General features: G+C 41.7%; 11 protein-coding genes and 1 pseudogene. 6 read left to right on the forward strand and 6 right to left on the reverse strand.

All coding sequences use genetic code 11. The annotated features are described in order from the left end of the window. The first annotated feature begins 450 nt into the window (after nt 1-450). From NWQ57_RS22035 to NWQ57_RS22050, 4 genes are all read left to right on the forward strand, one after another. On the forward strand, nt 451-1,845 hold the full coding sequence (locus NWQ57_RS22035; protein WP_306024343.1) for a BNR repeat-containing protein: 1,395 nt from the start codon (nt 451-453) through the stop codon (nt 1,843-1,845). A 103-nt stretch (nt 1,846-1,948) separates the two neighbouring features. Further along, nucleotides 1,949-3,439 (forward strand): sulfatase, encoded by a 1,491-nt coding sequence (locus NWQ57_RS22040; protein ID WP_306024344.1) that lies wholly within the window; start codon nt 1,949-1,951, stop codon nt 3,437-3,439. Between the two features lie 8 nt (nt 3,440-3,447). Next, nucleotides 3,448-3,723, forward strand: coding sequence for a hypothetical protein (locus tag NWQ57_RS22045; RefSeq protein WP_306024345.1), 276 nt, complete (start codon nt 3,448-3,450; stop codon nt 3,721-3,723). A 14-nt stretch (nt 3,724-3,737) separates the two neighbouring features. Continuing rightward, entirely contained in the window at nt 3,738-4,043 is a 306-nt protein-coding gene (locus NWQ57_RS22050) for a hypothetical protein (protein ID WP_306024346.1), read from the forward strand. 13 nt (nt 4,044-4,056) lie between these two features. Here the strand turns inward: NWQ57_RS22050 and NWQ57_RS22055 are convergent, their stop codons facing one another. Next, complete coding sequence (locus NWQ57_RS22055) at nt 4,057-6,984, reverse strand: alpha-L-rhamnosidase (protein ID WP_306024347.1); 2,928 nt, start codon at nt 6,982-6,984, stop codon at nt 4,057-4,059. A 516-nt stretch (nt 6,985-7,500) separates the two neighbouring features. Between NWQ57_RS22055 and NWQ57_RS22060 the strand changes: the two genes are divergently transcribed. Together NWQ57_RS22060 and NWQ57_RS22065 are read left to right on the forward strand one after the other, a co-directional pair. Beyond that, complete coding sequence (locus NWQ57_RS22060; protein ID WP_372340964.1) at nt 7,501-8,019, forward strand: sugar phosphate isomerase/epimerase family protein; 519 nt, start codon at nt 7,501-7,503, stop codon at nt 8,017-8,019. Nucleotides 8,020-8,196: 177 nt separating this feature from the next. Further along, entirely contained in the window at nt 8,197-8,376 is a 180-nt protein-coding gene (locus tag NWQ57_RS22065; protein WP_306024349.1) for a sulfatase-like hydrolase/transferase, read from the forward strand. Here NWQ57_RS22065 and NWQ57_RS22070 read toward each other — a convergent pair. From NWQ57_RS22070 to NWQ57_RS22090, 5 genes and pseudogenes are all read right to left on the reverse strand, one after another. Further along, a complete protein-coding gene (locus NWQ57_RS22070) occupies nt 8,313-8,777 on the reverse strand; it encodes a hypothetical protein (protein ID WP_306024353.1) in 465 nt (154 codons plus the stop codon). The genes NWQ57_RS22065 and NWQ57_RS22070 overlap by 64 nt on opposite strands. A 243-nt stretch (nt 8,778-9,020) precedes the next feature. Next, complete coding sequence (locus NWQ57_RS22075) at nt 9,021-12,056, reverse strand: TonB-dependent receptor (RefSeq protein ID WP_306024350.1); 3,036 nt, start codon at nt 12,054-12,056, stop codon at nt 9,021-9,023. 688 nt (nt 12,057-12,744) lie between these two features. Then, nucleotides 12,745-13,137 (reverse strand): group II intron maturase-specific domain-containing protein, encoded by a 393-nt coding sequence (locus NWQ57_RS22080; RefSeq protein ID WP_306024352.1) that lies wholly within the window; start codon nt 13,135-13,137, stop codon nt 12,745-12,747. A gap of 63 nt (nt 13,138-13,200) precedes the next feature. After that, nucleotides 13,201-13,590 (reverse strand): annotated as a pseudogene (locus NWQ57_RS22085) (reverse transcriptase domain-containing protein); the annotation flags it as partial. Between the two features lie 17 nt (nt 13,591-13,607). Continuing rightward, nucleotides 13,608-14,458, reverse strand: an 851-nt coding sequence (locus NWQ57_RS22090) for an IS982 family transposase (RefSeq protein ID WP_306024351.1), incomplete at its 5' end; no start/stop codon positions are given.

Genomic DNA, 14,458 nt, shown 5'->3' on the forward strand with positions numbered 1-14,458 from the left:
TTTAATTTTGACTTAGTATGATTAATATTAACATGTTAGTTATGGTTTTAAAGAAAAATTATCTGCTAGTAACATTACCAATGTAAATTAATGTTCGCGTTTTTCACGCTGACTCGGATAAATATATTTAGCTGACTTTCCTCTAGTGGTCGCTCATGACGAGCATCAACAAACTCACAAAAACAATAAATAAACTGATAAATCAATAGCATGAAAAAATTAAAGAACCTTCTAAAAGAACGATCTATCAGAATTAGTTCATACTCGTTATTACAAAATCTTACTTGAAGATAACTCTTTCAACACAATGAACATTAACACATAAGATTGAATTTGACCAAAATTGATTTACACGACTTACTACACTTGTTATATTTATTAACACATTGCTTACATTTATTTTGTTCAAGCGCTGAAAGGCGTTGAACGTTTACTTTCGGGAAACTCCACATGCATATTTCAAAAGGTTTAGGTAGCTTTAAATTAAACCTCACATCGCTGTGTATTTTTGCAGCCATAGTGCTTTCATTAGACATTATGGCAGCCCCCAGAGGACAACAAGAAGCAGAGTTCACCTCTTCAGCCATCGATCGTGTGTGGTCTGGTCATCGCATAAAACCTTATCTTTTAACACGTAATAACCAGCAATTTGTTGCCTATTATGATGCTAACCGACAAATGACAGTTGCCCACAGGGGCATAGGCGGTAAATGGCGCTATTACAAAGTTGATAGTTGGTTAGGCTGGGATAGCCACAATTATGTAACGATGGAAATGGATTCAGTTGGTAATTTGCATCTGGTTGGCAACATGCACGCAGACCCTCTTGAATACTTTCGAACTTCAGAGCCCTACAATATACGCTCGCTAAAACGTGTTCCAACTATGGTAGATAAAGGCCTAGAACAACGTATGACCTATCCGATTTTCATGCTGAATAAAAACAATGAGTTGCTAATAAAATATAGAGACGGAGGTAGCGGCAATGGCAACGAAATTTACAATATCTACGATACCAAAACACAGAGTTGGGAACGTCTGCACAAAAATCAGTTTTTAGACGGTGAAGGTAGGATGAGTGGTTATTTTGAAGGCCCAACATTGGGGCCGGACGGCATGTTTCACTTGATTTGGGTTTGGCGAGACACTCCTGATTCTTCGTCTAATCATAGTTTGTCCTATGCTAAAAGCCCGGATTTGAAAACTTGGCAAGATTCTAATGGTAATGCACTTCCTCTACCGTTAACCCTTAAAGGTACTGAGATTGTAGACCCTGTTCCTCCACAAGGTGGGATTATCAACAACAATAATAAAATCGGTTTCGATCAACATAACAATCCTATTATTGCTTACCACAAGTATGATAAAAATGGCGACACCCAAATGTATGTCGCGAGAAAAAAAGCCAACCAAAACTGGGATATAGTACAAATAAGCAAGTGGGATGGATTTCGCTGGGATTTTGGCGGGTACGGGTCTCTTGGTCGGTTTGAGGTCCAAACTTACGATCCAGAAATACTGAGTGGCAATACACTAGGCGTAATGGCCAGAAAAAACGATGACGTCATGCGCTTTGTATTAAATGCAGATACGTTGAAAACCGTAAAAGTTGAGAAGGCGGATGTCTTCCCACCCGTCATTGAACAAAAAACCCTTGCAGCTAATAAACACCTTGCCGTGAGTGAAAACAATAGCCTCGAAACCCAGGTATTCAAAGGCGTGGGAGATGAAAGTGACGGAATCGAATATTTTTTATCATGGCAAACTCAGCCGGGCAATAGAGACAATGCCCACAGTAGTATCTCTCAACCGAGTATTTTATTGATTCATGAAGTCAAGCATTGAGTAGATTGTTACTTTTCATTTTGTGGTCGATGGTAACTTGCTTATGAATTTAGCATTGGCCTATTAACGCTTATTCATGAACTCGTAAAAGTGAGGTTAAAAAATGCTATTCAGACTAAACAAATATATCGCTAGCGTGGCACCAATGTGTGTCGCGCTAGCAATGCTACAACCAATAAACAGCTACGCGACTCCTACTGATAGTAATAAAGAAATTGAAGCGCTAAAACAACCTAACATATTGATTTTTCTGATTGATGACATGCGTGTTGACTTGGGCGCTTACGGTAAAAAGCAAGTACACAGTCCAAATATCGACAAGCTCGCAAGTGAAGGCGTAAGTTTCAACCATGCCTATGCCCAGCAAGCAATTTGTGGCCCATCCAGAGTGAGCATAATGACTGGTTTGCGGCCCGAAACAACAGGCCTATATACCATCGATCGTTCTGGGCGTTTACGGCCTAATCAGCCTAATATAGTATCAATGCCTCAACTATTTAAACAAAATGGATACAAGACCATCAGTGTGGGTAAGGTTTACCACAGCTCCGATGATGATAAAGAAAACTGGACAAACCACATAGAAAAATTACCCAATTTTTATTCGATACCAAGTAATGCTGAGTCAAAATTTGCTTTCGAAGCGGGGGATGTCAGTGACTCGTTCTATAAAGATGGCAAGGTAGCCATCGATGCAATTGAAATCCTTAACAAGGTAAAAAACGATAAATTTTTGATGATTGTTGGCTTTAGTAAGCCACATTTGCCTTTTAATTCTCCCAGAAAGTATTGGGAAATGTACGATCGAGAAAAATTTATCGTTCCAAGCCGCGAAAAACCCAAGAATATGTTCAAACTTTCGCTGACTCAATGGAACGAATTAAGAATGTATGGTGGTATCCCTAAACAAGGTGATGTGGACGATGAACTCACTAAAACACTTATTCATGCTTATTATGCTAGCGTTAGCTATATGGACGCTCAACTTGGAAAAGTAATGACCGCCCTGAATGATTTAAAACTTCGTGAAAACACCATGGTTATTTTCATGAGTGATCATGGTTACAAACTTGGGGAATACGGCGCATGGAATAAACACTCCAATATGGAGTTAGACACACGAGTACCGCTCATCATCAGTCGCGAACTAAACCATAAGACTCGTCAGGCAGGCATTTCTTCAAATGCATTAGTAGAGAATATAGATATATTTCCCACAATTGTTGAAGCTAGCGGGTTACCTCTACCGAAAGTGGATGGGAAAAGTCTACTGACTCTCGTTGATTCACCTAATATGCAAAGGCTCAAAGCAGCCTATAGCTTGTATCCGAGGGGAAAGATAATGGGGGTTTCCGTCACCGACGGCGAATGGCGTTATATCGAGTGGCGCAATGCAGAAACTCAAAACATTGAATTCAAAGAACTGTATTCACACAAACTAAGTGATGTAGCACAAGCCAATGTATCTGGACAAATAAAATACCAAAACATTGAACACAACTTAAAACAGTTGTTAGATGGGAGGTACCCATTGGATGCTCCATCGTTCTTCGTAAGACCTGTGCTTTCCAATAACGACAATTCTGTCAGATAAAATTAAAAATGATAGTAAAGCAGGCTTTTATGAAAAAAATCGTTCTCACGTTTCTCTTCGCTCTCAATGTTCCATGTTGGGCTGACGCCACCGATACAAATGCACGGGTCAGTCCCAAGCCCGAGACTATAATTTATGACGCCACTGAAGATTTTCCTTTACTGAATGGGGGTAACGTCCCTTTTTACAAAGATATAGGCAATGGTGCTTTAGCGATTGATGCTCGTCATCATGAGTACCGTAATCTATTCCCTAAAGCGGAACTCACGTTTAGCGGGTCATAGGGAAGTATGACGTTATGATCACTACATTAACCGAAGAAGATGGTGAATCAATTTACCGCCTTTTGATCACCGATGTTGTTGGAACTTATCGCAACTCACATATAGGCAAAGGCGCTGCCAATGATTTGAAACCTGAACGTCATTCTTGGTCTGGTATCTCATTGGATGCATGCTTCGGTCGAATTCGATCACTCATTTCCGCTGCTCGAACTCAAAACAGCAGCCATAAAAGACCTTTGCACTTTTCCCTCATTCAAGCGCCTTACGGAACATTCTCCGCATTTAGGCTTTTTGAATTCTCACTGAGTGATCACATATAAATACTGAATGTTATTAATTGTACAAACCACTAATTTGATAACTCCCCGGCGGCAATTCGTTGTTAATATCAGCAATAAGTACACCGTTTTGAATTACCTGAATATTGTCGATATTAGACAACTCTAATTTAGCTTGTGTATTTTTAGGCACCGTTAACGACATAGTAAGCTGCGTGTTTTTTATTGACCAGCTGACAATAATATCTCCGTGCGGCGTAGCGTGATGCCCTGATGCATGTCCTAACTTGAGGTTAAACTGCGGTGAAATGGTAAAGTGTTGAAACCCTGGCGTAGTTTGCTTAATCCCTAAAATGCCACGATAGAACCAACTTGCCACAGCGCCATACGCATAATGGTTAAGGGAATTCATTTTTTCACCGTTAAACCCAGCTGCTAAAGAATAGGAATCCCATCGTTCCCAGGTTGTTGTAGCGCCTTGGCGAATTGAATAAAACCAGGACGGGTAGGTGTCTTTAAAAAGGAGATCATACATCACGTCACTATGGCCAAACTTCTGTAGTACTGGGGCCAACAAAGGAGTGCCCAAAAAGCCGGTGCCTAAATGACGCTCGCTCATATTGATTAATTCTAGTAAATGGCTCACGGCGATGTTTTGGTCATTAGGTTCAAATAGATCAAATGCCAAAGGCAGTAAATAGGTTGTTTGAGTAGCTTTTGGCGAAAAAACAACTGGCTTGCCGGTTCTTTCACTGCCGTTACTATATACCGGCGGTTTAGTGATATTGGCATTGAGCGTCATATTTTGATCAAAAAAATAATCCCGAAATTTACGCTTTATGTTGCTAAACAAGGTTTCAAATTGCGTGGCGTCATTGTTGAAACCAAGTATACGTGCGGATTTTGCAACAATATTTGCGGCGTGCGCATAATAGGCTGTCGCAATAAGATCTTTGTTTGTGTCTCCGCCGTTTTTGCCCTCTTCGCCAAATGGTTGTAACCAGTCTCCGTAACTGCCCATAGTGGAAATATGCTGGTTGCTGTTAAAAGTATGATAACCCAACCAGCGTTTCATCATGGTGTAGTTGTCTCGCAAAATCGATTCATCACCGGTAAATTGATAAAGTTCCCAAGGCACGATAGTCGCAGCGTCACCCCATGCAGCCCCAGTCAAGCTGGTTAAGAATGGGCGGAAAGGTACAAAATTCGGCACCAAACCATCAATATTTTGCTCTTCCCTGACACTTTGTAACCATGCTGCCCAAAAACCATAAACATCCGCTTTGTACAAAGAGGTCTGAACAAACACTTGTGCATCACCAGTCCATCCCAAGCGCTCATCACGCTGAGGGCAGTCAGTAGGAATATCTAAAAAATTTCCACGTAGGCCCCAACTGACATTTTCAGACAATTTATTCAGTGTGCGATCGTCACTAACGAAGTTATCATATACTTCAAAATCAGAATGTAGTACCTCGCCCTTCAACCAATCTAGGGAGGGCTTATGAGTTCTATCATAGCCAGATAATTCAACAAAGCGATAGCCGTGAAACGTAAAAGTGGGTTGATATTCAATAGTCCCACTGGAGCTAGGGATGTAGATATCGGTGGCTTTGGCTGAACGCAAATTAGCCACAGCAAACTGCCCGTTATCGAGCGCTTCAGCAAAGCGGACTTTAACCTGTTGATTGTTAATTACAGGGATCGTCAACTTTGGCACCCCCACCATGTTCTGACCCATATCAAATATAGTCACACCATTTCGCTCGCTAACTATACTCACCGGTAATATAGACATAGTCGAACGAACTGCGACATGACGCTTAGGTTGCAGTTTAACTTGTGATTCAAGCTGTTCTACAACAACATTTTTCCAACGTGTTTGTGTTATTTTGTCACTCGATTTTTCTTGTATAAAGTATTTAGTATTCCAGTTTTTGAGCTCAAAGTTAGCATCGTAAACTTCCCCGTCATAGTTACTGGCTTCGCGAATAGGACCCTGATTGCTGACTAACCAATCTTGGTCGCTTGTAATCCTTTGCACAGAACCGTCTTGATAACTTACTTCTAATTGCGCAATGAGTCGCATTGGGGGAATATATTGTTGCTCAGTAGGGTGGAAAATTCTTCCACTATGCCAGCCCTCACCTAGTATAGCGCCTACTACATTTTTGCCAGGTACCAGATACGACGTCACGTCGTAAGTGAGAGTTTCAATTCTTTTATGATAGGGAGTCCACCCAGGTGTCATCAAATCTTGGCTAATGGCAACACCATTGATATAGGGTTTAAATACACCTTTCGAGGTAATATACAAACGAGCTTGCATGATGTTGTCAGAGAGTTCGAAAATTCTGCGTAAATATTGTGTTCGTTGATACTTATTATTGGGTACAGGAAAACGACCATCCTTTATCGAGCTGTTGAATATTGTATCTTTATCTCTTTCAGTAGTATCCGGATGTCCAATCCAAAACGCGGTCCAGTCATTGTTGTTCAGCAAGCCCAGCTCGACAGAGGCTGACTCGCTCCAATCAGAAGGCTGATGAAGTTCATCCCAAATTTTTACTCGCCAATAGACTTTTTGTCTTGATGATAATTTAGTTCCTTGATAGGGAATCCAAGCATTTTTATCTGAGGAGACTTTTAGTGAGTCCCATAACATATGGCTACTTAAAAACTCTTTAGCACTAGCCACCTGAATTTGATAAGCCGTCTGAAATTGAGTATTCGCGTGTTTATTGAGTTGCCAACTAAAACGAGGGCGAGCCTCGTAGTAACCAATAGGGTTAATAAATCCTTCACCGACTTTTAGCTGAACAGGAGCAGTAAAGGTATGTGAGCTGTCAGTAAGATCAAGGTCATTTGGACTTGAGCAGCCCTGTAAACCAAAGACAACTAACATACCAGATAAAATTATTGGAAGGACATTTCCAGACCATTTGAATAGGTACTGTATATTTTTCCCCAATGCACTCAACATAAAAATCATCCTCATTAAGTTAGCTATTTTTTTATTCTCGTAATGAGCCAGCTACTCACAACGTAAATCAATGCCTAAAACGTTTTTAATATGAATAAACAAGTCAAAAAAGCTGACATTAGAAAACATATCACTTACAGTCATTTAACACCACATTTACGCAAATTATTTCTTTATGCGACTCAAATATTCATTCGTTTTTATTACCGTCTTCATCGTCACCTTTGCTCACCAATCAGTTGGCTCAACTAAACATATTCCACAGCTAAGTGTGCAATTACATTCTGTTAAGCACGATTTAACTCAAGACTTCGAGGGAACATTGCGCAGTATCGCTGAAATGGGTGTCCAAGGGTCGAATTTGCTGGTCGATATGGCCCCTATAAAGATGATCCAGAAGGACTCAAACAATTTTTATCTTCCATTGGATTGCGTGCCAGTGGAGCACACATTAGTGTCAAGCTGTTGCGTGGCAAGGAAGGTATAAACAACCTTACATTTTTGGAAAAACTCGGTGTGGAATTGGTCATTATTCCGCATGATAGCCGTATCGATCAGGCTGACGATATTGATGAGCTTATCAGTGAACTGGCAGAACTATCCAAAGTCGCGATATCCATGGGCCTTAAATTAGGCTATCACAGTCATTCAAAAGAGTTTGCGCCCTTTAAAGATGCTACTTTTTGGGATTACCTAGCGCAAAATACCCCAGATAGCTTTGTATTGCAGCTTGATGTGGGTTGGGTTAATTATGCCGGACACGATGCTATCGCCTATATCAAACGATATCCTGGTCGAACGCTAACCACTCATTACAAGATCAGAACTCTACAAGGACAGGAGGGGACACCGGTAATCATCGGCCAAGATAAATATGATTGGTTAAAGCTGTATTCAACCAATATTGAATTTGGTAGAACCCAATGGATTGTAATTGAACAAGAAGAATATCCCGCTTCTTATACACCACTGGAAGCAGTCAACGCTTCAGCCCAAAATTTACAAAAAATAATTACCGAATATACCTTTAAATAGAAATAAGAAAATATATATCATGTGGCCTAAGCCCTGTGCACTCCGCATTAACTTTACCCTGATTACCTGTTTAACAGCCTGTGTACATAGTAAATTAGAAGCAAGCGCAATAGAACAACAAGTAGGGTTGTACAAGCCAACGACGTCAAAGCAGTTGAACTCAAACAACCTAACATCGTGTTTATTTATACCGATGACCAAGCACCTTGGGCACTTGGGCGTTCAGGTAATACCCAAGCACTCACGCCGAATCTAGATAAGATGGCTGATCAAGGTATGTATTTCCCCAATGCCTACACTACGACACCAGTGTGCAGCCCATCACGAGCAGGTTTGCTAACATCAAAGTTTGGATAGGAAGTAGGTATTGATGATTGGATTAATGATAATCCAAAAGCCAAAACATTGACGGGCCATGAATTTGATTTGGGACTTGATGTTCTGGCTAACCAAACAGGATCGCATTGGGTAGATAACGACAATTGTGCATGCGGGGTGTGTAACACCATTGCGCTTGTCACCGGCCTCACGTGCGCTTTAATATACTGGCCGGTTGGCGCTGACAGGGGAGTATTCGACGGTTTTGGTAACACATCTTTATTCGTCTGCATGGGCGGCGCCAGCCCCATGGCATGGCGGCGAGAATAAAAGGTTTGTATGTGGATATTTCGTTGTTGGCAAAATTGTTTTGATGTGCCTGTAAATTGATCATGTGCGTCCATGATTTGCTGCCATTGTTTTGGGCTACGTTTGGGCATGATAGGTTTCCGCTGGTTGAAAACCCTATTGTCTGAAACCTTAGATATTTAAACTATGTGTGGTTTTAACGACTGACACAATCAACTTACAAAACTAATGTTCAGCATAACTGAGTAAAGGAGCGAAGAAGACTATCTTATTACTAATAATGATTATTTTTAGTTTTGTTCTGAATATGAATAACGTTTAAAAACGGCCAGTAGATGACTGGCCGTTTATGATTAATGAACTAACGCTTGAACTTAAAAACTATAAGTCACACTCGCCGAATAAGTACGACCGTCGTAGTTAATGCGGCTGACATTGCGCGCATCTTCACCCACGTATTCATAACGCTGCTCATCCGTTAAATTGTAGCCTCGTAAGTAACCTCGTAAGTTCTTGGTAAAAGCATAAGACGCTGAAAAGTCGAGCTGACCCCGCGCTTTAACATTCTTTTGATCTGGACCACCAAAAGATGCACCGCCATCAAGCTTGTATTCGTCACGATAGTTGTAAGCCAATCGAATACTAAATCCATCATTTTCGTAATAACCAATAGCATTGTACGAGTTTGGTGAAATACCGACTAAGCCATCTCCTCCCGCCTCTTCATTTTCCACATAAGAGTAGTTAAGGACGCCACCAAAACCGTTCCAAGGATAAGGTAGGAAATCAAGCTTCTGTTGAATGGCTAATTCATAACCCGTAACTTTAATTGTTTCATCACTATTGTAAGAACGCCGGATATTGACGTTACGATTCAGGGTCTCACCCTCATTGTTAGTAAACTCTTCAACTTGTCTACAGTTAAACGAGCCATCAGCCAAGTCTTCCCTGGTCAAATCACCAGTATTTAACGTGAGCTCCTCGGCTCCTGCTTCGCCCGGCATAGGACAGACTCTCTCATCCTGGAATAGACCCGTGATTTCCTTTTTAAATACCCCTATCGAGATGGCACTACCCTCACGGTTATACCATTCTAATGACAGGTCATAGTTGTCTGCGGTATACGGCTCAACATCACTTTTAGGGAAATCAATCGAGATACTACTGGGTCCTTCTTCAACACTTAACACGGGTGTTTGCGCTCGAATATTGGGGCGCACCAGTCCTTGGTTATAGGCTGTACGAAGAATAACGTCTTCGCTTAATTCAAAGGCCAAGTTAACTGACGGTAAGGTATGGTCATACTTCTTAACCAGTGTATTGGGCACTACTCTAAATTGGTTGCCATCATAAAATTCCTGCGCAGAGCCATCAATCGTCGTTTTAGTTTCAACGTATCGAACACCTACATTACCAGAGTAAAAGATAGCGCCTAACTCACCTTCAAAGTCAGCCATAACATACGCAGCAGTAATTTCTTCCGTAGCATCAAAATTCGTGTCCCAACGATCTAATACATTGTCGGTATTTCTGACGGTTCTGGCGACAAAACCACTCGAAGGGATTTGTGTAAAGCCATCAGGTACTACAAGGCCGTCTTGCAACTGCTCAACGATATACGGGATATTTAAAGTCAACCAGCCACCTTGAGAGCCTATACCACCCGGAATGCCACCATTAAACCAAGGGTTTTCAGACTCAGCGAGTATGTCGGTGCTTAAAAAATCAGAGCCAATATTACCCACATTCAGAAAACCTGATGACGGCGTATAGTTTTCATTTTCTAAGGTCTCTGAAGAGTAACGTCCACCAAAGTGCACGGTACTTACCATTAAAGAATCACCTAATATTTTATAATCAACAAAGCGATGCAAATTGAGTTCAGCGGTTTGCATGTCGCGTTTAGGGTTATCATGTTGGCCCAATACATAAAAATTGAGGTTCTTAGGATCTGACACATCCCCCACGTTCAAGTTAAGTGTATTACCCGCTCTGAACGCTTGATCATAATTAATATCTTGCCATCCATCAATGGAGACAAACATATTATTCAAATTACCTTGTCCTGTGTCGATGACTGCCGTTATGCCGGTAGGTTCGATACTCGCACTTCGACTGCCCTGCAATCTAAAATCGAACCCCGTTTGATTAAATTCATTTTCTGACTCTGACGCAGAGAGCGTGCCGTCGGCGCGCCAGCTTTCACCGATATAATCAAAATTAAAAAAGGCCCCTTTCGCTTCTTCAAAGAACCCAAAAATACGATTCGCAGGCACATAGGTCGCGTTTTCCAGCGTTACCCGTGAGATACTGTAAATAGGATCACCATCTTGGTTTGTCCCTGTTAAAAAGGGAATGGCATTGGCGTCAGGAATAATTTGTTCCTCGCGCCACTGAGATGCACCGCGGTTTCGCACCTCCGTGGATACTTGCTCAAAGTTACCGTCTTTTAAGTCCCGTTTGGTATACAGTAAATCTAAGCCCAGCTTCAAATTATCTGTTGCTTGATATTCAATATTTCCGGTAAAAGACAACTTATCACCGCGACTAACTTCGGCTAATTGCTGAACCGTTGAAGACGCCGTCACTACCGCATCTTCAGGCAACAAACCACGAGAAACGAGATCTTCTTTCCACACATCGTAATCAGCATAGGATATAGCATCGACTATTTCTTTGCGGGCAAACAGTACAGAGTCACGGCGAAAGTTTTGGTCTGAATAACCCAACTTAAACGCCACCGCTAACTTATCTTCAATCAAATGCTTTGAGCCCGATAATCGTAATTCATTATCGTAACCGTCCTTCAAGTCTTCATAACGTGTGCCCAAGCTAATGGAGTATCTGCCGTCCTTTTTGGACAAGGCCTTCTGTAATTTTTTATCGACGATACCGGCGATCCCGCCTTCTTGATTTGCCGCAGTGGGACTTTTAATGACGGTGACACCATCAAAGACACTGGCATCAAACGAACCAAAAGGATTGGGTGAGCCCACAGGTGAGGCACTACGACTTGGGGTAGTAAACGACTGGCCGTTGGCCGTCACTTTGACAAAACTGCCGGGTAAGCCCCGAAGGTTGATATCAGATGAACGACGCTCCCCTTCTCGATTTAACTGAATTCCAGGAATGGCTTGTAAAGCTTCCCCTAAATCTAGGGCAGGCAAGCTGCCAATATCAGCGGCCGATATAGCATCAACAATGGAACTCGCTTCACGTTTAGTATTAAGAGCGGTTTCCAAGGAGCTACGTATTCCACTAACCTCTATAACTTCCGTCTCATCTACTGCATTATTTTGACCATTTATGGCTTGTTTGATTTCTTGTGCCAACAAAGAAGGGGCACTTATGGTTAATAAAAGGCAAGCAGCCCCTCCAGTTATTATTTTGTTTCTCAAAGTAGCGTGCATATCTGTGTCCTACATTTCCAATGAAGTTATTGATAAATCGAGCGTTAAAGGCTTTTAATAACCTGGGTATAAACATCTCGCCGCATTTGCTAACAACCTGCCGCATTTGCATAACAACTTAATAACATTTCATAAAACATCGTGTCAACCTACCAATTTTGACTTAAAAAATGAAATGATAATCACAAAAAAGCTCATAAATGACCAATTAAAATGCAAACAACTGATTTAAATGACTATTAAAGAGCTATGATGAACTTATTTGATAAATTATGACCAAATCAACGCAATTCAAAAAATGAAATAAAGTAAATAAAATACAAAATATATTAAAACTCGGAATTCTTAAGCTATACCGTTCTTTTTTAGCATAGAAGTCCATGCTGGGTGTCAGCCATAGAGGTTTATTTGGGAGAGGTAAATATCAGGGTTAAGCAACTTCGACCAACCAAGGGGAAAAACATGCAATCTTTTTGTGATGAACTAACCGGTAACAACAGTTCATGTAAGCTTTACGTTATTGTATTTAACCGTCTACGGTATAAGACATAAAATAAACAAAACCAGTGTCCGGCATTTTCAATACTGGAGTTAAATTCGAGCATTTAAAATCGAGTAGGAGGAGAGCTTGCACTCTCCGTCCTCTCACACCACCGGACGTACGGTTCCGTATCACGGCGGTTCATGTTTAATACTTGAGACGCTGATGATAATCGATTAGCGATACCAGCCCAAGGTAATCAAAGTACTTTTTGGGTAAGGCTTGATTCATGTGCGAAGCGCCTGAGTTAAACCACGCCCCTCTGCCATTTACCGCGCTAGTCGCTGCTCTCGATTCATCTATACCCAATGCAATTAACCGCTTTATGCGGGTGTAAACACGTTTCCATTGACGCCATGCTATTTTGCGTAAATGGCGGCGCAGCCAACCATCCAAATCAAGTAGCACATTTCTGACGGTAATGTGTCGGTAGTACGTTATCCACCCTCGTAGTTTCAGGTTCAGCTTTTCCACCGTTCGATGAATAGACCAGCCTCTCGCGCTACGCAGTGTATGCTTTACCTCCTGCTTGAAACGCATTAGCACCGCAGGCGCTATTCGCAGCCGGATATTCTGTTTTCGAGCACATACGCTATACCCTAACAACTTTCGCTGCCAAGGCCGACCCACGTCACTTTTCTCTCGGTTGACCTTTAACTTCAAGGTCTTTTCCAGGAAACCCGTCACGTTTTGCAATACACGCTGGCCTGCTCGCTCACTTTTGACATAGATATTACAGTCATCCGCATAACGACAGAACTTATGCCCACGATGGTCAAGCTCGTTATCTAAGTCGATGAGTAGGATGTTCGATAGTAGCGGTGATAACGGGCCGCCTTGCGGTGTACCCATCGTTCGTTCATTGATCTGCCCGTTGTCCGATATGCCAGCCACCAGATAAGCGCGGATTAGCTTCAGCACCGCTTTATCTTTTACATGACGCGCTATCCGCGACAGGATGTCGTGATTAACCTTATCGAAGAACTTCTCTAAATCAACCTGAGATCTGGTTAAGCCAGCATCAAATTATTACCATTTAACAGCTCAAATTCTTGGGCTGTTAAATTCAAGGACGGCTTGTCCTTTTTCAAACAGTAAGCGATTAGACCACCTAACAGATTAAGCATGAAACCATGAATACTGCGGTGTCTGGAGTGTTCGATATATGAAATATTTTTCAATTGGTCATTGACCGTTTCAATAACAAACCGCTTCTTTAGAATTGCTCTGTCCCAAAGCGATATAAATTTCTTCTTCATGTTTTTGCGCACGGTGGTTATCAGTTCAACACCTTTCTCGTTTAATTCACCCGATAACCCTTTGCTTATATAGCCCTTGTCACCATAAAGTTTGCCGAAAATCGAGTCAGCCATGTCTGACACGGGTTGCCGATCATCCACATTACCTTTGGTGAGTTTAAGCGCCACTATCTCACCCAAATGATTGATAATCAGATGTAATTTAAAACCAAATGACCAACCCATTGTGCCTTTCCCATGCATGGCTACACCTGCAAATACTTGATTTCGTTTCGCTCGAATAATGTGGCAGACCTCTATTTTCGTAGAGTCGACAAACTGAATACCTGTGGGTTGACCTAACTTTGAGGTGAGGTAGCTGCACATCGGCATCACCACACTGGATGTGATACCTAAAAACCGCGTGTAAGTCAGTAATCCTGGGAAGTAACCTTTAAGCTGACGGCAAACATAATCAAGGTAATAGTTTTTGAAATCGCGATAATGTGACTGATGGAAATGAATTATTGTTGTCATTATCTCAGCGGTTGATAGCCTGCAAGCCCTGCGACGCTTAATATCTCCGTCCTCCAACAAGGTGCGTTGCCACTGTTCAACAAACA

Source organism: Paraglaciecola sp. (genome assembly GCF_030730205.1).
GTDB lineage: Bacteria > Pseudomonadota > Gammaproteobacteria > Enterobacterales > Alteromonadaceae > Paraglaciecola.

Coding starts and splice junctions, on each gene's coding strand:
- NWQ57_RS22035 (WP_306024343.1), top strand. CDS start 451: ATGCATATTTCAAAAGGTTTAGGTAGCTTTAAATTAAACCTCACATCG.
- NWQ57_RS22040 (WP_306024344.1), top strand. CDS start 1,949: ATGCTATTCAGACTAAACAAATATATCGCTAGCGTGGCACCAATGTGT.
- NWQ57_RS22045 (WP_306024345.1), top strand. CDS start 3,448: ATGATAGTAAAGCAGGCTTTTATGAAAAAAATCGTTCTCACGTTTCTC.
- NWQ57_RS22050 (WP_306024346.1), top strand. CDS start 3,738: ATGATCACTACATTAACCGAAGAAGATGGTGAATCAATTTACCGCCTT.
- NWQ57_RS22055 (WP_306024347.1), bottom strand. CDS start 6,984: ATGTTGAGTGCATTGGGGAAAAATATACAGTACCTATTCAAATGGTCT.
- NWQ57_RS22070 (WP_306024353.1), bottom strand. CDS start 8,777: ATGCCCAAACGTAGCCCAAAACAATGGCAGCAAATCATGGACGCACAT.
- NWQ57_RS22075 (WP_306024350.1), bottom strand. CDS start 12,056: ATGCACGCTACTTTGAGAAACAAAATAATAACTGGAGGGGCTGCTTGC.
- NWQ57_RS22080 (WP_306024352.1), bottom strand. CDS start 13,137: ATGCGTTTCAAGCAGGAGGTAAAGCATACACTGCGTAGCGCGAGAGGC.